This is a genomic window from Candidatus Acididesulfobacter guangdongensis (genome assembly GCA_004195045.1).
Taxonomy (GTDB): domain Bacteria; phylum SZUA-79; class SZUA-79; order Acidulodesulfobacterales; family Acidulodesulfobacteraceae; genus Acididesulfobacter; species Acididesulfobacter guangdongensis.
Map to the genome: position 1 here is coordinate 834,069 of SGBC01000001.1, position 25,285 is coordinate 859,353.

General features: G+C 32.8%; 24 protein-coding genes, 1 pseudogene and 1 riboswitch. Of the genes and pseudogenes, 20 read left to right on the top strand and 5 right to left on the bottom strand.

Annotation, left to right across the window (positions count from 1 at the left end):
• The 5 genes from EVJ46_03845 to EVJ46_03865 form a co-directional block, all read right to left on the bottom strand.
• Nucleotides 1–246: a sulfurtransferase TusA family protein gene (locus EVJ46_03845; GenBank protein RZD17371.1), complete on the bottom strand. Its 246-nt coding sequence runs from the start codon at nt 244–246 to the stop codon at nt 1–3.
• A gap of 112 nt (nt 247–358) precedes the next feature.
• Complete coding sequence (moeB, locus tag EVJ46_03850; protein ID RZD17372.1) at nt 359–1,165, bottom strand: molybdopterin-synthase adenylyltransferase MoeB; 807 nt, start codon at nt 1,163–1,165, stop codon at nt 359–361.
• Between the two features lie 38 nt (nt 1,166–1,203).
• Nucleotides 1,204–1,719, bottom strand: coding sequence for a hypothetical protein (locus EVJ46_03855; GenBank protein ID RZD17373.1), 516 nt, complete (start codon nt 1,717–1,719; stop codon nt 1,204–1,206).
• Nucleotides 1,720–1,774: 55 nt separating this feature from the next.
• Nucleotides 1,775–3,028, bottom strand: coding sequence for a threonine synthase (locus tag EVJ46_03860; protein ID RZD17374.1), 1,254 nt, complete (start codon nt 3,026–3,028; stop codon nt 1,775–1,777).
• Between the two features lie 246 nt (nt 3,029–3,274).
• Nucleotides 3,275–3,389, bottom strand: a riboswitch (SAM riboswitch).
• 257 nt (nt 3,390–3,646) lie between these two features.
• Nucleotides 3,647–3,979: a YbjQ family protein gene (locus tag EVJ46_03865; GenBank protein ID RZD17375.1), complete on the bottom strand. Its 333-nt coding sequence runs from the start codon at nt 3,977–3,979 to the stop codon at nt 3,647–3,649.
• Between the two features lie 515 nt (nt 3,980–4,494).
• Here EVJ46_03865 and EVJ46_03870 point away from each other — a divergent pair.
• The 20 genes and pseudogenes from EVJ46_03870 (at nt 4,495) to rpoD (ending at nt 25,276) form a co-directional block, all read left to right on the top strand.
• Nucleotides 4,495–5,205, top strand: coding sequence for a septal ring lytic transglycosylase RlpA family protein (locus EVJ46_03870; GenBank protein ID RZD17459.1), 711 nt, complete (start codon nt 4,495–4,497; stop codon nt 5,203–5,205).
• Nucleotides 5,206–5,225: 20 nt separating this feature from the next.
• Complete coding sequence (kdsB, locus tag EVJ46_03875) at nt 5,226–6,026, top strand: 3-deoxy-manno-octulosonate cytidylyltransferase (protein RZD17376.1); 801 nt, start codon at nt 5,226–5,228, stop codon at nt 6,024–6,026.
• Between the two features lie 77 nt (nt 6,027–6,103).
• Nucleotides 6,104–6,313 (top strand): 50S ribosomal protein L31, encoded by a 210-nt coding sequence (locus EVJ46_03880; protein ID RZD17377.1) that lies wholly within the window; start codon nt 6,104–6,106, stop codon nt 6,311–6,313.
• Between the two features lie 247 nt (nt 6,314–6,560).
• The gene (locus EVJ46_03885; GenBank protein RZD17378.1) at nt 6,561–7,265 is read left to right on the top strand and encodes an FAD-dependent thymidylate synthase; all 705 of its coding nucleotides are present in this window, start codon (nt 6,561–6,563) and stop codon (nt 7,263–7,265) included.
• Nucleotides 7,265–8,404, top strand: a complete 1,140-nt coding sequence (locus EVJ46_03890) for a peptide chain release factor 1 (protein RZD17460.1) — start codon at nt 7,265–7,267, stop codon at nt 8,402–8,404. The genes EVJ46_03885 and EVJ46_03890 overlap by 1 nt, the downstream gene beginning before the upstream one ends.
• A complete protein-coding gene (locus EVJ46_03895; protein ID RZD17379.1) occupies nt 8,370–9,503 on the top strand; it encodes a peptide chain release factor N(5)-glutamine methyltransferase in 1,134 nt (377 codons plus the stop codon). Before EVJ46_03890 ends, EVJ46_03895 begins: the two co-directional genes overlap by 35 nt.
• On the top strand, nt 9,484–10,812 hold the full coding sequence (murA, locus tag EVJ46_03900) for a UDP-N-acetylglucosamine 1-carboxyvinyltransferase (GenBank protein RZD17380.1): 1,329 nt from the start codon (nt 9,484–9,486) through the stop codon (nt 10,810–10,812). Before EVJ46_03895 ends, murA begins: the two co-directional genes overlap by 20 nt.
• Nucleotides 10,813–11,550 (top strand): ATP phosphoribosyltransferase, encoded by a 738-nt coding sequence (gene hisG / locus EVJ46_03905; protein ID RZD17381.1) that lies wholly within the window; start codon nt 10,813–10,815, stop codon nt 11,548–11,550. It begins immediately after the preceding gene.
• 53 nt (nt 11,551–11,603) lie between these two features.
• The gene (gene hisD, locus EVJ46_03910; protein RZD17382.1) at nt 11,604–12,989 is read left to right on the top strand and encodes a histidinol dehydrogenase; all 1,386 of its coding nucleotides are present in this window, start codon (nt 11,604–11,606) and stop codon (nt 12,987–12,989) included.
• Nucleotides 12,990–13,030: 41 nt separating this feature from the next.
• Nucleotides 13,031–14,167: an aminotransferase class I/II-fold pyridoxal phosphate-dependent enzyme gene (locus EVJ46_03915; protein ID RZD17383.1), complete on the top strand. Its 1,137-nt coding sequence runs from the start codon at nt 13,031–13,033 to the stop codon at nt 14,165–14,167.
• Nucleotides 14,168–14,199: 32 nt separating this feature from the next.
• A pseudogene (locus EVJ46_03920) lies at nt 14,200–14,580 on the top strand (imidazoleglycerol-phosphate dehydratase).
• Nucleotides 14,581–15,135: 555 nt separating this feature from the next.
• Nucleotides 15,136–16,248, top strand: a complete 1,113-nt coding sequence (locus tag EVJ46_03925; protein RZD17384.1) for an N-acetylmuramoyl-L-alanine amidase — start codon at nt 15,136–15,138, stop codon at nt 16,246–16,248.
• Nucleotides 16,249–16,262: 14 nt separating this feature from the next.
• Complete coding sequence (gene hisH / locus EVJ46_03930) at nt 16,263–16,892, top strand: imidazole glycerol phosphate synthase subunit HisH (GenBank protein RZD17385.1); 630 nt, start codon at nt 16,263–16,265, stop codon at nt 16,890–16,892.
• Between the two features lie 207 nt (nt 16,893–17,099).
• A complete protein-coding gene (locus EVJ46_03935; GenBank protein ID RZD17386.1) occupies nt 17,100–17,903 on the top strand; it encodes a 1-(5-phosphoribosyl)-5-[(5-phosphoribosylamino)methylideneamino] imidazole-4-carboxamide isomerase in 804 nt (267 codons plus the stop codon).
• Nucleotides 17,904–17,941: 38 nt separating this feature from the next.
• Nucleotides 17,942–18,697 (top strand): imidazole glycerol phosphate synthase subunit HisF, encoded by a 756-nt coding sequence (gene hisF, locus EVJ46_03940; protein ID RZD17387.1) that lies wholly within the window; start codon nt 17,942–17,944, stop codon nt 18,695–18,697.
• Between the two features lie 93 nt (nt 18,698–18,790).
• Entirely contained in the window at nt 18,791–19,561 is a 771-nt protein-coding gene (locus EVJ46_03945; GenBank protein RZD17461.1) for a bifunctional phosphoribosyl-AMP cyclohydrolase/phosphoribosyl-ATP diphosphatase HisIE, read from the top strand.
• Between the two features lie 230 nt (nt 19,562–19,791).
• Complete coding sequence (locus EVJ46_03950; GenBank protein RZD17388.1) at nt 19,792–19,986, top strand: 30S ribosomal protein S21; 195 nt, start codon at nt 19,792–19,794, stop codon at nt 19,984–19,986.
• Between the two features lie 144 nt (nt 19,987–20,130).
• The gene (locus tag EVJ46_03955) at nt 20,131–20,481 is read left to right on the top strand and encodes a hypothetical protein (protein RZD17389.1); all 351 of its coding nucleotides are present in this window, start codon (nt 20,131–20,133) and stop codon (nt 20,479–20,481) included.
• Between the two features lie 174 nt (nt 20,482–20,655).
• Complete coding sequence (gene dnaG, locus EVJ46_03960; GenBank protein ID RZD17390.1) at nt 20,656–23,112, top strand: DNA primase; 2,457 nt, start codon at nt 20,656–20,658, stop codon at nt 23,110–23,112.
• Between the two features lie 85 nt (nt 23,113–23,197).
• Nucleotides 23,198–25,276: an RNA polymerase sigma factor RpoD gene (rpoD, locus tag EVJ46_03965; protein RZD17391.1), complete on the top strand. Its 2,079-nt coding sequence runs from the start codon at nt 23,198–23,200 to the stop codon at nt 25,274–25,276.
• Nucleotides 25,277–25,285: the final 9 nt, after the last annotated feature.

Sequence of the window (25,285 nt, forward strand, 5' to 3'; positions counted from 1 at the left end):
TTATTTTTTTAAACCGTTTTTTTCGACTATTATTTCATAATCGGTATCATTTATTTTATTTATGGAAATCACCTTGTGCCCCTGTTCCTCCATAGAACGGGGAACATTTCTTATGGCGGGCTCATAATCTACTATTATTCTCAGTATTTCGCCCTGATTTATTTTTTCCAATGCAAGTTTAGATCTGACAAAAGTAAAAGGGCATATTTCGCCTTTAATGTCTAATTCGCTATTATATTCAGCCATTATAATACGCTCTCCGGCAAATTTTATTTTATATTATTATATATTTTTATTAAATTAAAAAATTATAATTGCAGTTAAATAGTTAAAAGTAGATAACTGTATCACAATTACATCAAGCTTTAAATTCACATAATTCTTCATATTCTATTAGATCAACCACTGTCGGATTTTCCCCGCAAAGCGGGCATGTCCTGTCTTGTCTCAGTTTCATTTCTGTAAATTTCATATCTAAGGCATCATATATTAATAATCTGCCGTTTAATGTCGTTCCTACGCCAAGTATTATCTTTATGGCTTCGTTTGCCTGTATTGCTCCGATGACGCCAGGTAAGACTCCCAAAACGCCGGCTTCCTGGCAGCTTGGAACTAATCCAGCCGGCGGAGGTGATGGAAATAAGCACCTGTAGCAAGGACCTTTGTCTGGCAGAAACACTGTTGCCTGTCCGTCAAATCTGAAAATAGAACCGTAAACAAGGGGTTTTCCGTAAAAATGGCATGCATCGTTAATCAGATACCGTGTCGGAAAATTATCGGTAGCGTCTATTACCACGTCATAATCTTTAATGAGTTCCTGTATATTGTCGGAAGATATTTTTTCTTTATATGTTATGACCTTGACATCGGGGGTGATCCTTTCGATAGAATCTTTTGCCGAATCGACTTTATATCTCCCTACGTCTTTATTGCCGTGCCATATCTGTCTTTGCAGGTTTGAAAGGTCAACAGTGTCAAAATCGGCTATGCCGAGTGTTCCTATCCCTGCTGCTCCGAGATATAAACCGCACGGAGCTCCTAAACCGCCTGCGCCTATCAAAAGGACTTTAGAAGATAATAATTTTTCCTGGCCTTCTCCGCCGACTTCGGGCAATATTATATGCCTGGCGTATCTTTTAATCTGTTCTTCAGTAAAATCCAAAATGACCTCCGCTCATAAAATAACGTAAATAAAATTTTAATTTATTCAATGATATCCAATACTATAGGCTCAACGCTTACGCCTTTAGATTCCAGGAATTTTATTGCTTTTTCTATATCTGCCTGTTCACCTTCGACTTCAAGGGCGATTATGCCTATATCGTTAGAAATACTGGCACTTCTGATGTTAGTTATTACATTGTAATTTTTACCTATTAAATATATCAGCGGGTCTTTAATTACTTCCTGAGGATAATTTAAATAAATTTTTTTTTTTTCGGAAGTTCCTCCGGCAATTGCAGGTATTATAGAAATTGTATCCCCGTCTTTTACCTTTGAATCGTTATTGTCTATAAATCTTATATCTTCGTCGTTTAAATAAACATTGACGAATCTTCTGACCTGGTCATTTTTTTCGCATATCCTTTCTTTTATTCCGGGATAAGTTTTTTCAAGGTCGTTAATAATTTCTAAAATATTAGTTCCCGCGGCATCAACTTCCGATTTGCCGCCGGTTAATGTTCTTAAAGGCGTCGGTATTCTAACAATTATAGCCATATTTCCTCCAGACTATTATTAATTAAATAAATTGTTTAATTTGTTTTTTATTATTTCATTTTTTGTTTTTTTCTTTTTCACGTACTTTTTTTAGGACGTCTTCAAATTCTTCCAAATTAGGCTTTATAACAGGCGCGTCATCTAATCTGCCATTAAGCGCCTCTAATGTCTTTAAACCGTTACCTGTAATTGCAAGTACCGTTGTTTCATTTTTATTGATATACCCCTTTTCAATAAGCTTTTTAGCAACCGCTACTGTGACACCTCCGGCTGTTTCTGTAAATATACCCTCGGTAGACGCAAGCAGTTTCATTCCTTCCACTATTTCATCGTCCGTAGCGTCTTCACCGAACCCGCCGCTTTTATGCATTAAGTCTGCAGCGTAATAACCGTCGGCAGGATTGCCTATTGCAAGAGATTTTGCAATGGTATCCGGTGTTTTTACAGGTTTAATAAATTCTCTTTTCTCTTTTACCGTCGAAGTAATAGGATTGCATCCGGTAGCCTGTGCTCCGAAAATTTTAGTATTATGTTTTTCTATTAATCCGCAGTATTCAAATTCTTCAATTGATTTTCCGACTTTTGTAATGAGCGAACCTCCAGCCATTGGAACGACAACGTTATCCGGAGATTTAAAACCCAATTGTTCAAGCATTTCAAAAGTAAGAGTTTTGGAACCTTCTGCATAGTAAGGTCTTAAGTTTATATTTACAAATGCCCAGTTATGCTTGCCTGCAATTTCAGTGCACAGTCTATTGACTTTATCATAACTTCCTTCAATTTTGACTAAATTAGTGCCGTATATTAACGTTCCGAGGACCTTGCCTGTTTCTAAATTTGATGGAATAAACACAAAACATTCGAAACCGGAAGCGGCGGAACATGCTGCAGTCGCATTTGCAAGATTCCCGGTTGAGGCGCACGCAATTACCTTAAAACCAAATTCTTTTGCTTTGGCTATAGCAACGGAAACGACTCTATCTTTAAAAGAAAGGGTTGGAAAGTTGACTGCATCATTTTTTATGTATAAATGTTTAACCCCTAAAACTTTGGCAAGATTATCCGCCTTAACTAAAGGGGTAAAACCTACATCTTTGCCTATTTCTATATCGCCTTTAATGGGAAGCAATTCTCTGTATCTCCACATATTCGGCTGTCTTGACTTAATTTTCTCGACGCTTATATTTTTTTTGATTTTATCGTAATCGTAATCCACCTCTAATGGACCAAAGCAATAATCACAGACATAAAGAGCGCTATCAGGATATTCCTTGCCGCATTCCCTGCATTTTAATCCTTTTACAAACATTTTGTCTCCTTGTATGAATATAAATATATATATGTTATTTTATTTAACTTGATTTATTTAATTTATTTAGTAACCTTAACTAATTTTTTAATTGATTTAATTAGAATTATAGATTTTTATAAAATAATAAAAAATACAGCAAAAAAAAAGCCTCTTCTTCCGGTAAAATATGAAGAAAAGGCTTTTAACGCTTATCTTCTTATCTTCCAGGTATAATCATTAGTTTAATCCGACGATGTTATTATGACGTTATATGTACAAACGCCACATCCCTGCGGGAATTAGCACCGAAATTTAACTTTCACATTTTCGGTTGCTGCGGTTTCAAACGGGCCCGTCCCTTCACCGCTCTTGATAAGAAATATCAAAATTATTTTTTAAATTTAAAAGAGCAATAATATTAATTATTAAATTAAAATAATAAAATAATAAACCGACTATAGTAAACTATATATCGTTTTAGGATTATATATTATAATTTAATTTATGTCAAATTATTTATTGCCTTTACGGCAAGTACTGAATTTTTTTTGTCGATGCCTAAACGATGATGTCTGATTCTGATGAATATAATAAAAAATAATGTCTGTTTATAATAAAAATTGTCTGTCGAAATGGCTAAATCTTTTCTGCCACTACTGCAGTGCCGTAAGCAACTACTTCGCTCATTGACTGACCCTGCCCTGAATCAAACTCGTTGCTGTCGAAACGCATCATCGTGACGGCGGTTGCGTTGAGGTTTTGCGCTTCCTGAACCATTGTCTGAATCGCCTCATCCCTTGTCTGAATTACCAATTTTATGTATCCGTCCTGATTTCCGCCAAACATTGCCTTCAGATTTCCGAACATGTTGCCGAACACTGTTCTTGATTTGATTGATGCTCCCTGCACAAGCCCTTTTACTTCGGTAATTTTATAACCCGGGATATTTTCAGACGTAACTACCAGCATTTTTACCTCCTTAATAATTATTTATTTTTTTTGTTATTAAATTTTAATTTCATGGAACTATGCGACGTCTTTTCTTATCCTATTACAGCTATGAGTTATTTTAATTGTTTACGGTATACATAGGTTTATAGCCGTATATTATTAATACAGTAAACGTATATATGATATATATGATAGCACATAATTATATATAATCAATCATGAAGCAAAAAATGTTTTTAATCAACTATGTTTTTAATTACAGTTTGCAATCATTCTATTATTCCTCTAAATTAAAAGCAAAAAATGTTTTTAATTAATTAACAATTAATATATATTGTGCTAATATAAAATATTAAGTTCAGGCTATATCGCTAAAATCAAAATGTTTCCAAATTATAATTTTATGTTTGTGCCGTTGATTAATATAATGTAAATATATATGATATACAATGTCATTAAAAAAGTTGTCGTTGCAAAGTAATCCGCTAAAAAAATTTAAAGCGGCAAAAATAGGCGCAGTGCTAGTATTCAGCATGGTTTTTGCATCATTTTTTTTATCAGGCTGCGTTCCGTATATAATCGGAGGCTCTTATTCCCAACCTAACGCAAGCGCCACTGCTCCCCAGTATTACGCTCCGCAATTTTTGCCCCATAATACAGAAGAAGGTATAGCGTCGTGGTATGGACCAGGATTTCAGGGAAGACCTACGGCAAGCGGGCAAATTTATAATATGTACGACTTGACTGCTGCTTCGAGGACTTTGCCTCTTGATACATATGCTTATGTTACCGATTTGCAGAACGGCAGAAGCGTTGAGGTGTATGTTAACGACAGAGGACCTTACTACGGCGGAAGAATAATGGATCTTTCATATGCCGCAGCGCGCGCTTTAAACATGCTCGGACCCGGCACGGCTCTTGTCAAAATTCAATATTTAGGACCGAATCCTTCTGCTGCAAGAATTGAACAAAACGAAATAAACGGATTTGGAACCAAGTATCTTCCGCCTCTCACTGGGTATACGCTTCAATTTGCAGCTTATACATCCAGAGTTAAGGCTGTCAATAAAGAAAAAGAAATTGCGAAGCTAGTGCCTGGTGTGCATATTATAATAAAAACTGTGCGCAATACCGCTTATTATTGCGTGGTGTTAGGAAGATTCAACAGTTTAAATAAAGCATATACTTTTGCGAAAGTTATTGCAAAGTACGGCAAGGATATATATATTACCAAAAGAGGATAAATAAAAAGGAGGAAAAATAAATGAAAATAGTAGCTTTAATACCTGCAAGGTTTGCTTCTACAAGATTTGAAGGGAAGCCCCTCGCGAAAATTATGGGCAAACCTATGATACAGCACGTATGGGAAGGCGTGTCTAAATCTGCCGTAATATCTGAAATAATTGTTGCTACCGAAGATAAAAGAGTTTTTGATGCAGTTATCAACTTTGGAGGCAATGCTGTTATGACTAAAGATACTCATGCATCGGGTACCGACAGAATAATTGAGGCATCCGAAAATCTTGATGCCGATATTATATTAAATATTCAGGGCGACGAACCTTTGGTTAACAATGAAATAATAGATGCCTTGATAGAACCTTTTAAAGAAGATGAAAACATAGTTTTTACAAGCGTTAAAACCCCTATTTATTCATTTGAAGAATTTATGGATATTAATAGCGTAAAAGTTGTGACGGATAATAGCGACTATGGAATTTATTTTTCAAGAAGTCCTATACCCTTTGACAGAAACCGCTACGATTTAAAATTTAATTTAATAGATAACAATATAAGCAAATTAGAAGATAAAAATAATAAAGAGAGCAAAAAACCGTTCGGATTTAAGCATTTAGGTTTTTACGGGTACAGAAAAGATTTTCTCAGAACTTTCGGATTATTGCCGCCATCATATTTAGAACAGAAAGAAATGCTTGAACAGTTGAGAGCAATTGAAAACGGTTATAAAATTAAGGTAAGAACGGTCGGTATTTCAACGATACCTGTTGATATACCTGCCGATATAAAAAAAGTTGAAAGTTATTTATTAAAATTATATAATTAACATCTTAATAATTAATATTTGTTTTTTATAAAAGTTTTTCATAAAAATTAAATTTCAAAAAGAGGTATCAAACAGAAATGAAAAAAGGAATCCATCCGGAATATCTTGAAACAAAAGTAAGATGTGCATGCGGAAATGAATTTGTTACCGGAAGCACTGTAAAAGAAATTCATATAGACATTTGCTCCCAGTGCCACCCGTTTTATACCGGCAAACAAAAATTTGTCGATAGCGCAGGCAGAATAGAAAAGTTTAATAAAAAGTATAATATAGAAAAAAAGAAATAAAGTAATTTTAGCTTATTCGCCTGAAATGTCTGGTCCCGCTAGGTGAAAACGCACGCCGCATACTGGGTAAAAGGCGGGATGGTTTTTAAGCATTATCCGTAAAAAAATATCTCAGCAGGAACTGCGGAAAAAAAAGTTTACTTTATCTTACGTGTTTTGTCTTAATTTGTTCCAATTAATTTACTTAATTAACAGCTGCCGATAAATCGGCTAACAGACCGAGATAGCTAGCGAGATAGCGAGATAGATGGTTAAACTAATAAATTATACGACTAATCCTGAAATTACTGTTGCAATAGCTGCAAGGCTGTGTTACAGCGCCTCAGATATAACAAAAATAGAGTGTGATTTTAAAGAAGCTGAAAACGGTTTAGAAAAAGCGAGAAAGTTAATAAAAAAAATTAGAACTTCAGGACACGAATCAGTGCTTGAACATGCTAATTTTACTTTTATAGTAGATAAACTATCCAGAAGCGCTTCGCATCAGTTAGTAAGGCACAGAATTGCCTCGTATTCCCAGAGAAGTCAGAGGTATGTCAAAGAAATTAATCCGCAGATAGTTATTCCTGAATCTATATCTAAAAATAAAGAATTTTTAGATAAATTTAACAATTTAGTCGGGGAAATTTATTCTTTGTACGGGTTTTTTTTAGAAAACGGCATTCCCGCCGAAGATGCAAGGTACATTTTGCCTAATGCCGCACAAACACAATTAAGTTTTACTATGAACGCAAGAGAGCTGCTGCATTTTTTTAAATTGAGAGGATGCGAAAGAGCACAGTGGGAGATAAGAAATCTTGCTAAGGAAATTTTTAAACTTGTTTATCCGATAGCTCCGTCTATTTTCCAGAACGCAGGACCGTCTTGCGTCAGAAGCGGCTGCTCAGAAGGAGAGTTTAGCTGCGGCAGACCTTTAGAAATTAAAAAAGAATGGATGAAGGGTTTAGCATAATGGAAGATTTAATCGAACAGAATAATTATAAAAATGATAATGAGCTGCCTTTTGTAAAACTTGAAGATGCTATAGTGCAAAAGTGTAAAGAACTTAAAGAAGAGGCTAAAAATCTTAATGAAAATATTCAAGAAATCAGCAAAGACGGTTTTAATGAATCAGCTAAAGAACCTATTAAAAGATATAACGCAATAAAGAGGGTCACCGATACTTTCGATGAATACAATAAAATACTTTCTGACATAGAAGAACTTCAAAGGCTTAAAAAAAAAGAATCGGATAGCGAACTTTTAGCCATGGAGATACATGAGATTAACGATCTGCAGGCTAAAGCAAATAAAGCTTCAGAATCAATAAAAGAATATTTTTATCCTAAAGATGCCGATGCCGACAAGGATATACTTTTGGAGATAAGAGCGGCTACAGGCGGGGAAGAAGCTGCGCTTTTTGCTCTGGATTTATATAAAATGTATAATAAATATGCGATAATAAAAAATTTCAATTTTGAACTTATTTCTTCGAGCTATTCCGCATCCGGAGGGCTTAAAGAAGCTGTAATATCAGTAAAAGGCAAAGATGTTTTCAGACTTTTAAAATACGAAAGCGGCGTGCATAGGGTGCAAAGAATTCCTGCAACTGAAACTCAGGGAAGAGTACATACTTCAGCTGCTACAATCGCAGTTATGCTGGAGCCGGAAGAGATAGACCTTAAAATAGCTTCCGAAGATTTAAGGATAGATGTTTACAGGTCAACCGGACATGGCGGGCAGAGCGTCAACACGACCGATTCTGCAGTCAGGATAACGCACTTGCCTACTAATCTTGTTGTCACATGCCAGGATGAAAAATCGCAGCATAAAAATAAGGCTAAAGCTTTAAGAATATTAAGATCTCGATTATTAAGCAGATTAGAAGCCGATAAAAAATCTATTGAAGCCAAAAATAGAAAAAATATGGTAGGAAGCGGAGACAGAAGCGAAAAAATAAGAACATATAATTTTTCACAGGGCAGAATTACAGACCATAGGGCAGGAATAACACTTCATAAACTTAATTACATTATGGAAGGAAATCTTGACGAGCTGCTAATTCCTCTGTCAAAATATTTTGAGTCACAAAAGTCTCTTGAAATCAAATAATTTTACTATTTTTGAAACAATTAAAGCCGGTTCTGAATATTTAAAAGAAAACAATAACGAGATTCTTGATTGTTTTAAAGAATCCTTGCTTCTTATGAGTTATGCTTTGAACGTTTCTATTGAAAGAATTATTGTAAACTATGAAAATAAAATAACTGAAGACAAGCTGAATATTTTTAACGGTTATATCGAAAGAAGGGCAAAAAAAGAACCATTCGCGTATATAATTAACAATAAAGAATTTTATTCTATAGATTTTTTTGTGGATAAAAATGTTCTGATACCCAGACCTGATACGGAAATTTTAGTTGATGAAAGTTTAAAAGAAGTTTATAGATTAAATAATAAAAAAATAAACAGCGCCAATTCTTATAGCCGTCATAACTACAATGAGCCGGATATAAAAAATAATACAGCTAAAAACATCAGCGTTATAGATATCGGCACGGGTTCAGGCGCCATTGCGGTATCAATAGCCAAGAACTACAAATATTCAAATATTGAAATATTTGCAGCCGATAATAGCTGTAAGGCTTTAAATGTTGCAAAAAAAAATGCAGTATTAAATAATGTAGAAAATAAAATTAAATTAACGTATTTTAATATTTTAAATCCAAATATATGCTGGTATAATGAATCTAGTAAAAAATATAGTACCGATTTTTACAATTTTGATATTATAATATCAAATCCGCCTTATATAATATCGTCTGATGTCGGTTTTCTCAGCGATGAAGTTAAAAATTACGAACCTTGTGCAGCTCTTGACGGAGGTATTGACGGGCTTAAATTTTACAGGAAAATATTCGAATTGTTTTCTTCGGCAATAGAAAATTCGGTTAATAGTAATTTAACAGATAGAGAATTTTGTTTATTATTAGAAATAGATCACAGATATAAAGAAGAAATAAAAAAAATTTATGAATTGACATTTTACGGTAAAGATAATAAATATAATAATAGTTGCGAAGATTATAAATATAAAATAAATACAAAAGGTAATAAAAACAATCCAATCAATATAACAATCAATTTTATAAAAGACCTGTCAGGAAAAGAAAGGGTGGCAAAGATTAATTATGGAAAAAATGATAATTGAAGGCGGTATCCCTTTAAGGGGTGAAGTATCTATAAGCGGTTCGAAGAACGCTGCATTACCTATTATTGCATCATCTATTATGTTTGACGATTCCGACAATGAACTGTGTAATGTTCCAAATCTTCAGGATATAGCTACTATTAAGAAACTTCTTGTCAGTCTTAATGCCGAGGTAAAAGATTCGGACGACGGAAAATTATCTATAAATACCTCGACCATTAACAACTTTGATGCACCATATGACCTTGTGAAAACTATGAGGGCTTCGGTTCTTGTTCTTGGACCGCTGCTTGCTAAATACAAAAAAGCCAGAGTGTCGCTTCCGGGCGGATGCGCTATCGGAGCGAGACCTATCGATTTCCATTTGCAGGCGCTTAGGGCTCTCGGCGCCACTATTAAGATGGAACATGGATATGTTGAGGCTACTGCCGGAAAACTTAAAGGCGCTGAAATTATTTTTCCGATACCTTCTGTTACAGGAACGGAAAACATTATTATGGCGGCAACGCTTGCGGAAGGCACTACTGTTATAAAAAATGCAGCAAGAGAGCCTGAGATAGACGATTTAATTCTTGCTTTATGCAACGGCGGAGCAAATATTAAAAGAGTCGAACCGTCCGTTATAGTCATCAAAGGAGTTAAAAAGCTGAATAAATTAAGCCATTATATTGTTTCAGACAGAATTGAAGCGGGTACCTATATGGTTGCTTCGGCTATAACGCAAGGCGATATTATAGTGAAGAACGTTAATCTGAATCATATGGGCGCAATTATAGATAAATTAACCGAAGCAGGTGTAAAAATAAACGTTGTTTCAACTTCTTCGGTAAGGGTAAAAGGACCTAAAACGATTAAAAGCGTTGATATTTCAACTGCTCCTTTTCCTTATTTTCCCACGGATATGCAGGCTCAAATGATGGCGCTTATGTCTATTGCAGGAGGATTGTGTGTTATAACCGAAAATATTTTTGAAAATAGATTTATGCACGTAGCTGAACTGAGAAGGCTTGGAGCCGATATAAAAGTATGCGGTAATTTTGCTATAGTAAAAGGAACAAGCGCTTTGTCGGGAACTGAAGTTATGGCGACGGATTTGAGAGCAAGCGCATCGTTAGTTCTGGCAGGGCTGGCTTCGTCCAAGGATTATACTTCTATATCGAGAATATATCATTTAGACAGAGGATATGAGGCTATGGAAAAAAAATTATCCGGTTTAGGCGCTATTATTTCAAGAACAGATGATTCAAACACGGCGGATTATAATGATGAATATTTATCAAATCAATCAATAGCATCGGGAATTAAATAAATGAAAGAAAAGGTGAGGATTGCAATTCCGAAAGGACGCGTACTTGAAAGTGCCCTTGATTTATTAAGAAAATCAGGGTTCATTAAACATTCCGATGAAGATTATAATTCTCGAAAATTAATATTTAATTATGAAGATGATAATGCAAAGTTATTAATAGTCAAACCATGGGATGTTCCTACGTTTGTTGAGTATGGTGCGGCGGATATCGGAGTAGCGGGAAAAGACATTTTGCTTGAGAAATTTAAAAATGTTTACGAACCTCTTGACTTGGGCATTGGTAAATGCAAGATAGCAGTTGCTGTGCATAAATCAATAAATTTTGGCAATATTGCCGGTGCGGATGCAGCAGTTTTAGGACAATCGGACAAAAATGAAAAAAAAGCAATCAACGGTAATGAAACGAATAATATTCGGACTGCATTATATCTGTCAAACAATATAAGAGTGGCAACAAAATATGTAAACATAACAAAAGATTTTTTTAAAAAAAAAGGTATAAGCGTTCAGATAGTCAAACTATACGGAAATATTGAACTGGCTCCTTTAACCGGACTTTGCGAGGTCATAGTGGATCTTGTATCTACCGGTGAAACTCTGAGGCAAAACAATCTTTTGCTTATTGAAGAAATAGCCCTTATAACATCCCGTTTAATCGTCAATAGGGCAAGCTTAAAAACAAACCCCAAAGAAATACATAATATTATAATGAGAATAAATCAAAATATAAAAGCATAAAATATAAAAATATAGAACTTTAAGAATATCATATATTATATATAAAATATAAAATGAAATTTTTTGACGCCAAAAAGGATAATTTTAAATCATTTATTTTTGAAAGAAGGAAACTTCAATTAAGTTTTAGCGTGAATATTCAGCATGATTTAGAAATTATGCGTAACAAAATTATAGAAGAAAAAGATAATGCTCTATCTTTTTATACGGCAAAATTTGATAATGTACAAATAGACCCGGCTGAATTTGCAATAAATGAAAAAGATAAAAAAAATGCGTTAGATTTTTTATCCGCTGATGAACGAAAAATATTAGAAAAAACAATCAAAAGAGTTTTTGACTATCACTCAAAGCAAAAAATAAAAACATGGTTTTCTTTTGACAATGGAGAAAACACTGAAGAATACGAAGAAAATTTTAAAGAGCGTCTTAAATCTAATCTCAATGCCTATAAAATAAATGAAAATATTTCCCCTTCGGGGATTATTACAGGGCAATTGATTGCGCCGCTGCAGCGGGTTGGAATATATGTTCCGGGAGGGAAAGCAAGCTACCCTTCTTCGGTGATTATGAACGCTATACCTGCAAAAGCTGCAGGAGTCAAAGAATTGTTCATGGTTACGCCTCCTTCCGACAAATTAAACAATTATGTTATCGCTGCCGCCGTTTTATGCGGCGTAGATAAAATATACAGGATAGGAGGACCGCAGGCTATATTTGCGCTGGCTTATGGAACTGAAACTATCAGTGCGGTCGATAAAATTGTCGGACCCGGCAATATATATGTTGCAACTGCCAAAAAAATGGTTTACGGAGATGTAGATATAGATATGATAGCCGGTCCAAGCGAAATTACGGTGATATGCGATGAATTTGCAAATCCGGACAAAGCGGCGATTGATTTAATGTCACAGGCAGAACATGATGAAATGGCTGTTTCTACACTTATCACAAATTCTTTTGATTTGATTGAAAATGTTAAAAAATCTTTAGAAAAACTGATACCAAAAGAAGATAGAAAAAAAATTATAGAGAAATCTTTAGATTCCAACGGTTCTTTGGTTTTAACCGGTTCTGTAAACGAGTCTATCGGTATTGCTAATGATTTAGTGCCTGAACATTTAGAATTGTACATAAAAGAACCGTTTGAAAAATTGTTTTTAATAAAAAATGCCGGTGCCGTATTTCTTGGAGAAAATACTCCTGAAGCAATAGGCGATTACATTGCGGGACCAAGTCATGTTTTGCCGACCGGAGGAACTGCAAGATTCTTTTCGCCGCTCGATACTGTATCGTTTTTGAAAAGAACAAGCGTTATTTTTTCAACCGAAAATTTTTTAAATAAAAATGCAAAAGATATAAAGTTTTTTTCCGATATTGAAGGGTTGGGAGCTCACGGCAATTCGGTGCTTATGCGTACGCGCCGGCGAAATGATTAGTAATGTTATATTAATTTTTAAAAACGGTAATTAATTATTTTATGAAAATAGATAATTTCATTAAAGAAAGCGTAATTAATCTCAAGCCGTATATGCCGGTTGAGATTGAACAGGACTACAATTTACTGAAATTAGACGCCAATGAATCTAATTATACTTTAAATAAAAGTTTAAAAAAAAAATACGCTGATTTTATTAAAGGAACACTAATCAATTTATATCCGGATTCGGGTAATAAAAGGCTAATCAGACTGCTGGAAAATCATTATAGCGCAAGGTCTGATAATTTTATTTTTGGAAACGGTTCTGACGAACTTATTTCCATAATTTTGGCAAGTTTAAAAAAAGATATTATCGTCAATATTCCTTATCCTACATTTTCAATGTATGAGATTATTGCAAAATACAATGATCTAAAAGTTAATAATATTAATCTGCTTGAAGATTTTTTTGAATTGCCGCCTGACATACTTAATCAAGGCGCAGCAGATACTGCTTGTGAAAAACGCTTAAATTGCTATGATGATGAAAAAACAGAAAATAGCGGCGGGCAGAAAAATATTTATTTTTTCGCCTATCCTAATAATCCTACGGGAAATCATTTCAGCAGCGATATACTGCTCAATCTTCTTGACGGCAAAAATAATATTGTCGTTATAGATGAAGCATATTTAATGTTTTCAGATAAAGAATCATTTATTAAATATTTAAATAAATACGAAAATTTAATAGTATTGAAAACATTTTCTAAAATAGGATTGGCAGGATTAAGATTTGGGATGCTTTTTGCAGGAGATAAATTAATAAACGAGTTTAAAAAAATTAAACTTCCGTATAACATAAACTCATTGACGCTTGCTTCCATAGAGTTCTTTTTAAATAATTACATATTTTTTGAAAAAAATATTCACAAAACCGTTGTTCAACGCGATAAATTATTTTTAAAACTAAAAAAGCTAAATTTTATTAACGTCTATAAATCAGATGCCAATTTTATTTTTTTTGGCTTAATAGATGAAAAGATTAAATCTGCGTTTGACGCTTTTCTAAAAAAACATAATGTAGCTATAAGAAATTTTACAGGACGGTTTGAAAATTTTTACAGAATAACGGTAGGTCTTCCATCGGAAAATGATAAAATAATTGAATACTTCAAAGAATTCGACTCAACAAAATAATTACTGTTAAATAACTAAAGTATATAGTAAAAATGTATAGAGACGAACAATTAAAAAATAAAGAGTTAAGAAAAGATAGGTTTCAAAGAAAGACTAAAGAAACAGATATAGAGCTATATTTAAATATTGACGGAAATGGTGAATATGTTATAGATACCGGCATTCCATTTTTTAACCACATGCTGGAACAGCTGGCGAAACATTCCAATTTTGATGTTAATCTGCATGCGAAAGGCGATACCGAAATAGATTTGCATCACTTAATAGAAGATACCGGAATTGTTATAGGGCAGGCTATCAATAAACTTGCCGGAGAAAAGAAAGGTATAAAAAGGTACGGATTTGCCTCTGTTCCTATGGATGAGGCTTTAGTTCAGACTACCGTTGATTTTAGCGGCAGAGCTTATTTTATTTATCATTATTATAATAATGATAATAATAAAAGCGCTTGCTCCAATTATAATATAAAAAGTAAAAAAGCGCAGTTATCTATATGTAAATATAATAATAACGGTTTTGATGATTTATCAAACGGATTTAATCTATTTAAGAGAAAAAGCACAGAAAGGCTGGTAGGTAAATTTATTAATAGGCAAAACATGTCCTATGTAAGATCTAAGCATTCAACACAAAAAACAGATTCAATTAATAATTCCGATTCTATGCAATCTGACAAATCAATTAACTACGGCAAAAAATTAAAAATAGGGTTGCTTGATTCAGAATTGGTGTATAATGAATTAGTTGCAGAGATTTTTTTCTATGATTATGTAAATATATTTTTTGAAGCTCTCTGTAAAAACGCTTTAATTAATCTGCATATTAATGTTATGTACGGCAACAATTATCATCATATAACGGAAGCAGTTTTTAAATCTTGCGCCGTAAGTATTTCTGATGCATTAAGCAAGACAGGAAGGAATAATATTCTTTCGACGAAAGGAATAATTTAATTAAAAAATTATGTTATGTATTTAATATTAAAAGATAAGTCAAAGGACAAGATAAGATTAAGAGCTTATTCTTTTTTTGATATTTTTCAGTATTTAGCGAATAATTTTTATTTACGTGCGGTATTGCTGCTGTTTTTTTCTTTAAACGGCATTCTATTGTTTACAAACATTGCAAATGCCTATACCGCAGACCGCAATTTAACCAAAATAACGTCCGTTTACGTTAATTATCAAAATAGTACCATTAACGTTTATACTATTGGAAAACCGTTTTACAAAGGTTACTTATTTAAAAAAGAACAGGATAACTTTTTTATTGTAGCGTTTGGACATGCGGTTCTTTATGGAAATGCCGGCAGAAGAAGTATTCCTTTTGGGGACATTGATGATGTTTTGTTCGCCCAATTTGCTGTAAATCCTTATGTCGTGCATATTGTAGCAAAGGAGAAATTACTTGAAAGACTGCCCGTAAAAACTATTTTCATCGGCAACAATAAATATGATACCGTTGTTTACGGAACCGGCAAGATAGAAACATTCAGCAATATAGCCCCGCAGCTTAAGAAATATAATCGGCAGAAACCTGTATTTAATGTTTTCATTGATGCCGGTCATGGAGGAACAGATCCTGGAGGGGTTGGACCAATGGGTTTGCCTGAAGCTTTTGTTAATTTAAGCGTTGCTTTAAAACTTCAAAAACTATTAAACGCAAAGGGTATAAAAACCGAGATAGACAGAACCTCAAACGTCAACGTCAGCTTGCAGCAGCGTGTAAATGAGGCTAATAACAGCGGAGCCAATCTTTTTATAGGCTTATATTGCAATTCGGCGATAGTTCCATATCTATACGGAACTACTACTTATTATTTTCATAAAGATTCGTATCCTTTTGCAAAATTTTTAAATCATTATGTGTCTAAACATTTGAAACTTAAAAATGACGGCACGGTAATGGACGATTTATATGTAATAAGATTTACGACAATGCCGGCGGTATTAATAGAATATGCTTATATATCTAATCCTTTAGAGGAGCATCTGCTTGCTTCTGCAACATTCAGACAATTAATTGCGGATGCTATTTCAAACGCAATATATAAATATTATATAGCAGATAAAAGATATTAATTTAATATATAAATATGATAAATAAAGCTATTAAAATAGTTATTGTAGATTATGGCATGGGCAATCTTAATAATGTAAAAAATTCATTTAATAAGATAGGTTTTGATTCCACTATTACCCATGATTTTCATGAAATAGAAAAGGCTACGCATCTCGTGCTTCCCGGAGTAGGAGGATTTAAAGATGCTATGAAAGAACTTAAAAATAAAGATTTAATACAGCCTATTAAAGATGCGGTATTAAATCATAACTCTGTTTCATTTCTTGGAATATGTCTGGGTATGCAGCTTTTATTTGAACATTCTGAAGAATTTGGGAATGCGGAAGGACTTGGGATATTGAAAGGCAAAGTGATTAAATTTAATAGTGATATCGTTCCGATTATTCCGCATGTCGGCTGGAATGATATTAATATAAAAAAAAACGGAATAAAAGAATTTCAACATATAGAAAATAATAGTTTTTTTTATTTTCTGCATTCTTATTATTGCAAACCCGATGATGATACTATTACGGCTGCTTCTTGTTTCTATTACGAAACATTTACGGCATGCGTAAAAAAGGACAATATTTTTGCGTGCCAGTTTCATCCTGAAAAGAGTCATGATGCCGGACTGACATTGCTAAAAAATTTTGTGTCTTAGTTTTTACTACTGATTAGTCATTTTTAGCATAAAACTTTCATCATAAGAGAAATGTATCAGATTTATTTTTTTTTCATACGAAACATTTAACTTACAGAGAAAATATTTGCAAAAAATTAATCTGATACCTTTGCCCTGATAATTGCAGGATTAAAGGATAAATTATAAATAAAAATTATAAAATTATATAAAAGTATAAAAACGCATATGATGATTATACCGGCTGTAGATATTTTAGGCTCAGAATGTGTAAGGCTTGCAAAGGGAGATTATAAAGATAAAAAAAATTATAAATTGACGCCGTTGGAAGCCGCTTTAAATTGGCAGAGTCAAGGCGCTAAAAGGCTTCATGTAGTTGATCTTGACGGCGCAAAATCAGGAAATCCGGAAAATTTCGATATAATTAATGATATTATCAAATCTGTTAATATTCCTGTTGAAATCGGCGGAGGAATAAGGGACGACGAAACAATAGAAAATTATTTTAATGCAGGTGCTTCGTATGTTATTCTCGGATCTATTCTTTTTAAAAACATCGGCGGTATTTTAAAATCTTTAGAAAAATACAAGGGAAAAATAATTGCAGGTCTTGATTTGTTTAATAAAAAAATTGCGTTATCCGGCTGGACGGAAAAAATAGAGGTAGACTTTTATGATGCCGTGGATAATCTGTATAATAATTATGGCGTTAACCAGTTTATTTTTACCGATATTAACAGAGACGGAATGCTCAAAGGACCGAATATTGATTTTATAAAAGAATGTTCGTCTATATGCAGAGATATACAGAAAATAAGCAATAATACTGATAGCAGTCTATGCAATGCCGATAATAATGACGATAGCGCTATTAATAATATTAAGTTTATAGCTTCAGGAGGAGTATCCGGCATTGGCGACATCAGACTGCTGAGGGATTTATATTTAGACAACATGCTCGGTATAATAACAGGAAAAGCGCTATATGACGATAGGCTTAATTTAGAAGAAGCCATTAAAACGCTGCAATAACTGCAATAAATAAATAATTATTATAAACATAAACAAAAATGTTAGCAAAAAGAATTATTCCGTGTCTTGATATTAAAGACAATAAAGTTGTAAAAGGTATAAATTTTGAATCTGTCAAATCGGCAGGCGATCCAGTCGAACTTGCAGTCTCTTACAATGACGACCTTGCTGACGAGCTAATGTTTCTTGATATTACAGCCTCGTTTGAGAAGAGAAAAACATTGATAGAATTAGTAAAAGAGATTTCAAAAAACATTTTTATTCCATTTAGTGTTGGCGGCGGTATATCGGACATAAATGACATAAGGAATCTTTTAAACAGCGGAGCGGATAAAATATCTATTAATACTTCGGCAGTTTTAAATCCGGATTTAATTGACGAAGCTGCTAAAAAGTTTGGCTCTTCTACCATAATAATTGCGTTAGATGTAAAAAATATAGACGGCAGATATTGCGTTTTTACGCATGGAGGCAGGAAAAATACGAACATTGATGCAATAGTCTGGTCAAAAGAAGTCTATAATAGAGGCGCAGGGGAGATTTTGCTTACAAGCATGGATATGGACGGTACTAAAAAAGGGTATGATATAAAACTGACTAATCTTGTAGCCCAAAATGTTAAAATTCCGGTAATAGCATCCGGCGGAGCAAGCTGTGCCGAGGATTTCGAAAATGTTTTTAATGAAGGGCTTGCGAGCGCCGCTCTCGCCGCATCAATTTTCCATTATAAAGAAACTAATATTACGGCTATCAAAAACTATCTCAGAACAAAAGGTATAGACGTAAGGATTTAAACAAATAATGTGTGATTTATTTCACAGCATTTAATCAACGAATAGTTCAAATAAATACTTAAATTAAATATTGAAATTAACTAAATTAATATGATGAGCGAAAAAAATGATTTTATTCATTCTATCGATTTTTCAAAATTAGACGGACTTATACCCGCCGTTGTTCAGGATTATTATTCAAAAGAAGTTCTTATGCTTGCATTTATGGACGATGAAGCGCTTAATAAAACATTAGAAACAGGCTATGCTCATTACTATTCACGTTCGCGTAAACAATTATGGAAAAAAGGGGAAACTTCAGGACATATTCAAAAAGTGCAGGAAATATTCTATGATTGCGATAACGACTCCATTCTTTTGAAAATTATACAAATAGGCGATGCATGCCATACCGGACACAAGACATGTTTTTTTTCAAAATTAGATAATAGCCTGATAAATTTCGGCAATAGTGAGGTTAAAAATATACAGGATAAAAACGGTACGGATTCGGACGCAATGCATAAAAATGCGGAAAGCGCAAAAGATATCGAATTTGACGGTAAAATTTTTTATTCGCTAAAATTAATATTTGATTTGATTAAAAGCAGGAAAACATCGGATCCTGAAAAATCGTATGTTGCAAAGCTTGTAAATTCAGGTTTAGAAAAAATAGGCAAAAAATTACAGGAAGAATCCCTCGAATTAATTATCGCAGGTTTTAATAAAGAAAAACATGACGCTATTTATGAAGCTGCCGATTTACTTTTTTTTTATATGGTACTTCTGGTTTATTTAGATATTGACATAAAAAATATAATACTAGAATTAAAAAAAAGAGAAGGGGTGTCGGGGATCGACGAGAAAAATTCAAGAAATATATAAAAATTAAAGCGGAAAAAGGTGTCAGATTAATTTTTTCAGAAAAGGTGTCACAGACACCTTTTCCTTATATATATTTTGCTTAACCGAGCAAAGAAATGCATAAATATTTTCTATTGCAGAATTAAAGTTAAAGATTGTAGTTGACAAACACCTATTAATTGTTAGATACTATAAATAGAACTATAATATATAATGAAGAGTGCTCTTATAAAAAGGAGGCGAGTCTACTTTTGTCAATCGTAAAAATAAAGGACAATGAATCATTTGAAAGTGCATTAAGACGTTTTAAAAAATCCTGCGAAAGAGCAGGAATCCTTTCTGAAATCAGAAAAAGAGAACATTACGAAAAGCCCAGCGTTAAAAAAAAGAAAAAAGCTGCGGCGGCAAGAAAGCGAAATTCTAAAAAAAATCGCTATAATTATTAATTTATCCGATTTATAATTTTGAAAAAAATGATATCCATCGGTTTTGTATATTATAATAATTATATACTGTATAAATTTGTATCAATTTTTATTATATAAATTTATACAGTATATTAATTATTGTTTGTATATTATTAATTGCTTATGTATATAAATATTATAATTTTGATTATAATGCTTGCCGCAATGGTTCGCGGCTTTTTTAGAGGATTTGCGAAAGAGGTTCTATCGCTAGTCGGATTGGCTGCGGCTTTTTTTGCAGGGTACTATGCAGCAGAAAATTTCAGTAAATTTCATCTTGCCTATTTTGGTTTTATTAATAATATCAAAAATTATGAGGTAAAGGAGATAATAATATTTGTTTCGGTTTTTATTATAGTAAGTTTAATATTTGCAGTAATTTCTTTTTTGATTACCAAACTGCTTGATATATTAATGCTTGGTTTTGTTAATAAAATAGGCGGTTTTTTTTTGCAGGAATCAAAGTTTTTATAATACTTAGCCTCGTTATATTTTTTCTTTTTTCATTGCCCTTAGTTAAAAATAATTACAGTTCCTTAAAAAAGTTAAAAAGTTATGCGGTGCTGCCTTATTTTTACAGCGCAGGAAATGTTATAACTTCATATCTTAAGCATATATAAATCTTATTATTTTCTTTAACCCCGTAATATGAGCTCAGATATACAGACAATATTAGATTCCGTGAATATTTACGACGAAGTTTCCGCTTATGTTAAATTAAAAAAGGTAGGCAGGCGCTTTTCAGGACTGTGCCCGTTTCATTCCGAAAAGACACCGTCATTTAATATTGACGCAGAAAAAGGTCTTTTTTATTGCTTTGGCTGCGGCAAGGGCGGAAATGTAATTAATTTTTTGATGGATATTAAAGGAGAATCTTTTGGAGAGACGATAAACTATCTTAAAGAAAAATATAATATTGCTGAGGCAGATGATTGGACGCAAAATAATTTTAAACAATATAGCAATATTACCCATTACAGGAATAATAATCAGGATAATCAAGAATTTTCCGAAAAAGCAGAAATAAAAAGAATATTAAAATTAGCCCTGAATTATTATTATGAAAATTTGTTTATCTACAAAAAAACAGGAGCCAATACTTTAAATTATTTACAAGCAAGGGGTATAAACGAAGAAATTGCAAAAGAATTCATGCTGGGGTATGCGCCTTCTAATAAGGGGCTTTCTAAAATACTTGCAGAAAACAAACTTCAATTGGATATTGCAGTAAATATAGGTTTACTTTATAAAAATGGCAGTAAGTATACCGATAGGTTTAGTAATAAACTCATAATACCTATTTTCGACCAATTTAACGAGCCTCTTGCTTTTGCCTCAAGAATTATAAATATAGGCGGCAAAAATAATATTGAAGACGGACCCAAATATGTTAATACCAATAATTCTTTAGTTTTTAACAAAAACAAAACATTATTCGGGCTCAATAAATCTTTAAATTATATAAAAGATTTAAATTACGTAATCGTTGTAGAAGGCTATTTTGATATGATATCGCTTTATAACGGCGGCATCAAAAATACCGTCGCAACTATGGGGACTGCGTTATCTAAAAATCATATATTATCATTAGCCAGACTTTGCGATAATATAGTTTTGCTTTATGACGGCGACGAAGCAGGATTAAATGCTATAAACAGAGGGATGGAATTATTTAAAGAATTTATGGATAATTCTGAGAAAAATATTTATGCCGTCTCGCTAAAAGACAACGAAGACCCGGACAGTTTCATGCAAAAATTTGGTTCGGCTGAATTAAAAATTTATCTGGACCGCAATAAGAAAAGGATTATTGAATTTATAATAGATTATTATATAAATAAATATTTAACGCCTGCTGCTAATGGCAGGCAGGTTAAATCTTATAATAATACAGCGGACGGGCAAGAAGACGGCAGCCATGAAGGGCAGGGCATTGAAGCAAACAATACAAAGCAAAATTATGAATTAAATTTTGATAATAATAATGATATAAAATTTAATAAAGAAATTATTTTAAAAAAGAAGATTTATATTATAGACAATATAATTCCTTTTTTGAATGCAGATAATACAATTTTATTTTCATATTATATTAATCTGATAGCAGGCAAACTCGGACTGAATGAAAAATTAGTAAGGGAATACGCAAACAATAAATTGTCAAATTATGTAAATAATAAAAAAATGCAGTATAATAATAGATATGCGGGTGAACGCAATAATCGCCCTGCGGATGTTAGTTTTTATAATGACGAAAGGTATTTGCCAAGTGGCAAAAATAACGGAGCTAATTATAAAAATATTGTTGACGGTGATAATATAAATATTATCAAATCAGGCAGTGTAATTAATAATAATAGAGGCGGTAATGATTTTAATTTCGCTGAAAATAGCGAAATCGGCAAGCACGTCGAAAGCGAATATGAATTATTAGACTATAATTCAGGAGAGGCATTAATCGACCAGAGTAATAAAATAGAAACAATGATACTTTCAGCAATCTTTAGAAAATTTATGTTGACAAAACTTATTAACGAGAGTATATTAAAAGAATTTTCCGATAGAGATATAGTTATTATAATTAAAGAAATAAAATACCTTCTGTCCAATGATGTTTCAGTAGAGGTTCCTGTTCCTGATTGTTTAAACCTTGCAGAAGATAAGTTGATTCAGGGAAGTTCTCGGGCATTTGCTACAAAATTTTCTATTCAGATTGGTATCGACGAAGTCTTTAAGAAAACGCAAAATCCCCAAAAATGGAGAATGTTGTTTTACGAATGCCAATTTGTAAAAGACGATATAAATGGAAATATAAATACTGCAGATAGTCATATAAGCGGTACATCTTACAATTTTGAAAATAGCAGTGCTGTAAATAAAAGTGCTTCGGCAGATTTTGAAGATTCTGCAAAAGTAGCGGAAAGAAATTTTATAAGATTGATTGTCAGGCGCAAGATTAATAATGTACTTATTTTACAATCTAATTTAATAAAAGATTTAAATAACGGCTCGTTAAGCGCTGAAGATTGGAATAAAAAATCTAAAGAACTGCTTGCGGTTAAAAATTTGGTAGAAAAATTACATAAAAAAATGAATTCGTTATAAATTGCTAATTTACTTTATTAAGATACTGTTATATAATTATATAGAGTATAATATATGCGGTTGCCTATAAAAATAAAATAATCTTATGAAAAAAAATATTGAAATTCTAAAGAAAGATAAAAGCAAATCAAATAAAAATTTTAATAATAATATTAAAGACTCCGGCAAAAGGATAAAAAATGCTATTAACGGCGATAATATGAGCACTATTCCGAATAAAAAGGATAACGAAGCAAATAAAAAATCAGATTCAACCTTAAGTGATTTAAACGACGAATTGAGCGAGCCGATTACAAATAAGAAAAAGGAATTGGACGACCAGATATATAAAAAGACTTTAGATAAAGCAAAAGAAAACGGCGGACATATTTCTTATGATGAGCTGAATGAAATTTTTCCTGCCGATATTATTTCTCCTGATCAAATAGACGATTTAATGAATATGCTCGGTGAAAGGGATGTAGACTTTATAAGCGATTCATCCAACAACAGCTATTCGCTAAAATTAAAACACAACAAGCATCTCCTTGACGGTACTTTTATAGAAGAAACGGAAGAAGAGGAAGAAGAGGATGTTTCTCTGAAAACAAATGATCCCGTCAGGATGTATCTGAGAGAAATGGGGTCGGTTTCACTTCTGACAAGGGAAAGAGAGATAGAAATTGCAAAAACTATAGAAGAAGGCGAAGAAGAAATTCTGTCATCGGTTTTAAATTCAGATCTCATGATAAATAGGGTTATCTCCCTCGTAGATAAGTTAAATGTCAATAAAAATATTATAACAGATATTGTATCTGATTTTGACGATGAAGAATTTCCAAGCGATAAAGATATAGACAAATCGGTGGGCAGGGTAGTAGGAATTATAGAAAAAATAAAAGAAACAATAGGTTTCAATAAACTCATTAAAAATAATTCAGAAGATTTAAGCGCTTGCGAATCAAAAAATATAAAATTAAAAAATAATAAACAAAAAAATGGTCTGATTGCCGCCGATGATTATAACAGTAATATTGCAAGATATATAGAAAAAGACGATAGAGTCGGCAGTGATGAAAAAGATGAGTATAAAAACGATGCAAACAATTTTGAAAAATCTTTTAGCGTAAGACATACTAATTTAAGTCCTGAAGTTGCGAAAAAGGTTATCGGATTATTGAAAGAACTGCATCTTAAAAAAAAGCAAACCGATAAAGTTATAACAAAATTAAAAAATTTAAATTTAAAGGTTGCAAATTATACTGAAAATTATGTAAAATTAGAGAAAGAATTAATAGAATTAAATAATGAAAAATTTAAAGATTTAAAACGAGTTGAAAGTATCTCTAAACTTATTGCAGAATCAAAAAATAAAATTGAAAGAATAGAAGATGAAGTCGGGGTTGACAGGAATTCCTTAAAAAAAATTGTAGATGCAATAAAAATAGGCGAAGAAAAGTCTAAAGTTGCTAAAACTGAGTTGGTTGAAGCTAATCTGAGGCTGGTAGTTTCTATTGCGAAAAAATATTCCAATAGAGGGTTGCAGTTTCTCGATCTTATTCAAGAAGGCAATATTGGATTAATGAAAGCTGTTGAAAAGTTTCAATATCAACGCGGATATAAATTTTCAACTTATGCTACATGGTGGATAAGACAGGCTATAACAAGGGCTATTGCGGATCAGGCGAGAACTATAAGAATTCCGGTACATATGATTGAAACTATAAATAAATTAATTAGAACATCCAGAGGTTTAGTACAAGAGATAGGCAGAGAACCCACTCCTGAGGAAATAGCCGAAAGAATGGATCTTCCTATTGACAAGGTCAGAAAAGTCCTTAAAATAGCTAAAGAGCCTATTTCCTTAGAAACTCCCATAGGAGAGGAAGAAGACAGTCATTTGGGAGATTTCATAGAGGATAAAACTGCGATTTTGCCATTAGAAGCAGCTATTTCAACGGACCTTGGCGAGCAAACTACAAAAGTTCTCGGAACGTTAACCGAAAGGGAAGAAAAGGTTTTAAGAATGAGATTCGGTATAGGTATAAAGTCTGACCATACATTGGAAGAGGTAGGACAAGAATTTGGCGTTACAAGAGAAAGAATCAGACAAATTGAAGCTAAAGCTTTGAGAAAACTTAGACATCCAAGCAGATCAAAGAGACTAAAAAGTTTTGTGAAATAATATGCAATA

Coding starts and splice junctions, on each gene's coding strand:
- dnaG (RZD17390.1), top strand. CDS start 20,656: ATGAGCTCAGATATACAGACAATATTAGATTCCGTGAATATTTACGAC.
- hisH (RZD17385.1), top strand. CDS start 16,263: ATGATAAATAAAGCTATTAAAATAGTTATTGTAGATTATGGCATGGGC.
- EVJ46_03855 (RZD17373.1), bottom strand. CDS start 1,719: ATGGCTATAATTGTTAGAATACCGACGCCTTTAAGAACATTAACCGGC.
- EVJ46_03885 (RZD17378.1), top strand. CDS start 6,561: ATGGTTAAACTAATAAATTATACGACTAATCCTGAAATTACTGTTGCA.
- EVJ46_03860 (RZD17374.1), bottom strand. CDS start 3,028: ATGTTTGTAAAAGGATTAAAATGCAGGGAATGCGGCAAGGAATATCCT.
- EVJ46_03915 (RZD17383.1), top strand. CDS start 13,031: ATGAAAATAGATAATTTCATTAAAGAAAGCGTAATTAATCTCAAGCCG.
- hisF (RZD17387.1), top strand. CDS start 17,942: ATGTTAGCAAAAAGAATTATTCCGTGTCTTGATATTAAAGACAATAAA.
- EVJ46_03845 (RZD17371.1), bottom strand. CDS start 246: ATGGCTGAATATAATAGCGAATTAGACATTAAAGGCGAAATATGCCCT.
- EVJ46_03865 (RZD17375.1), bottom strand. CDS start 3,979: ATGCTGGTAGTTACGTCTGAAAATATCCCGGGTTATAAAATTACCGAA.
- hisG (RZD17381.1), top strand. CDS start 10,813: ATGAAAGAAAAGGTGAGGATTGCAATTCCGAAAGGACGCGTACTTGAA.
- EVJ46_03925 (RZD17384.1), top strand. CDS start 15,136: ATGTATTTAATATTAAAAGATAAGTCAAAGGACAAGATAAGATTAAGA.
- EVJ46_03935 (RZD17386.1), top strand. CDS start 17,100: ATGATGATTATACCGGCTGTAGATATTTTAGGCTCAGAATGTGTAAGG.
- murA (RZD17380.1), top strand. CDS start 9,484: ATGGAAAAAATGATAATTGAAGGCGGTATCCCTTTAAGGGGTGAAGTA.
- rpoD (RZD17391.1), top strand. CDS start 23,198: ATGAAAAAAAATATTGAAATTCTAAAGAAAGATAAAAGCAAATCAAAT.
- kdsB (RZD17376.1), top strand. CDS start 5,226: ATGAAAATAGTAGCTTTAATACCTGCAAGGTTTGCTTCTACAAGATTT.
- EVJ46_03945 (RZD17461.1), top strand. CDS start 18,791: ATGAGCGAAAAAAATGATTTTATTCATTCTATCGATTTTTCAAAATTA.
- EVJ46_03880 (RZD17377.1), top strand. CDS start 6,104: ATGAAAAAAGGAATCCATCCGGAATATCTTGAAACAAAAGTAAGATGT.
- EVJ46_03890 (RZD17460.1), top strand. CDS start 7,265: ATGGAAGATTTAATCGAACAGAATAATTATAAAAATGATAATGAGCTG.
- EVJ46_03955 (RZD17389.1), top strand. CDS start 20,131: ATGTATATAAATATTATAATTTTGATTATAATGCTTGCCGCAATGGTT.
- hisD (RZD17382.1), top strand. CDS start 11,604: ATGAAATTTTTTGACGCCAAAAAGGATAATTTTAAATCATTTATTTTT.
- EVJ46_03870 (RZD17459.1), top strand. CDS start 4,495: ATGGTTTTTGCATCATTTTTTTTATCAGGCTGCGTTCCGTATATAATC.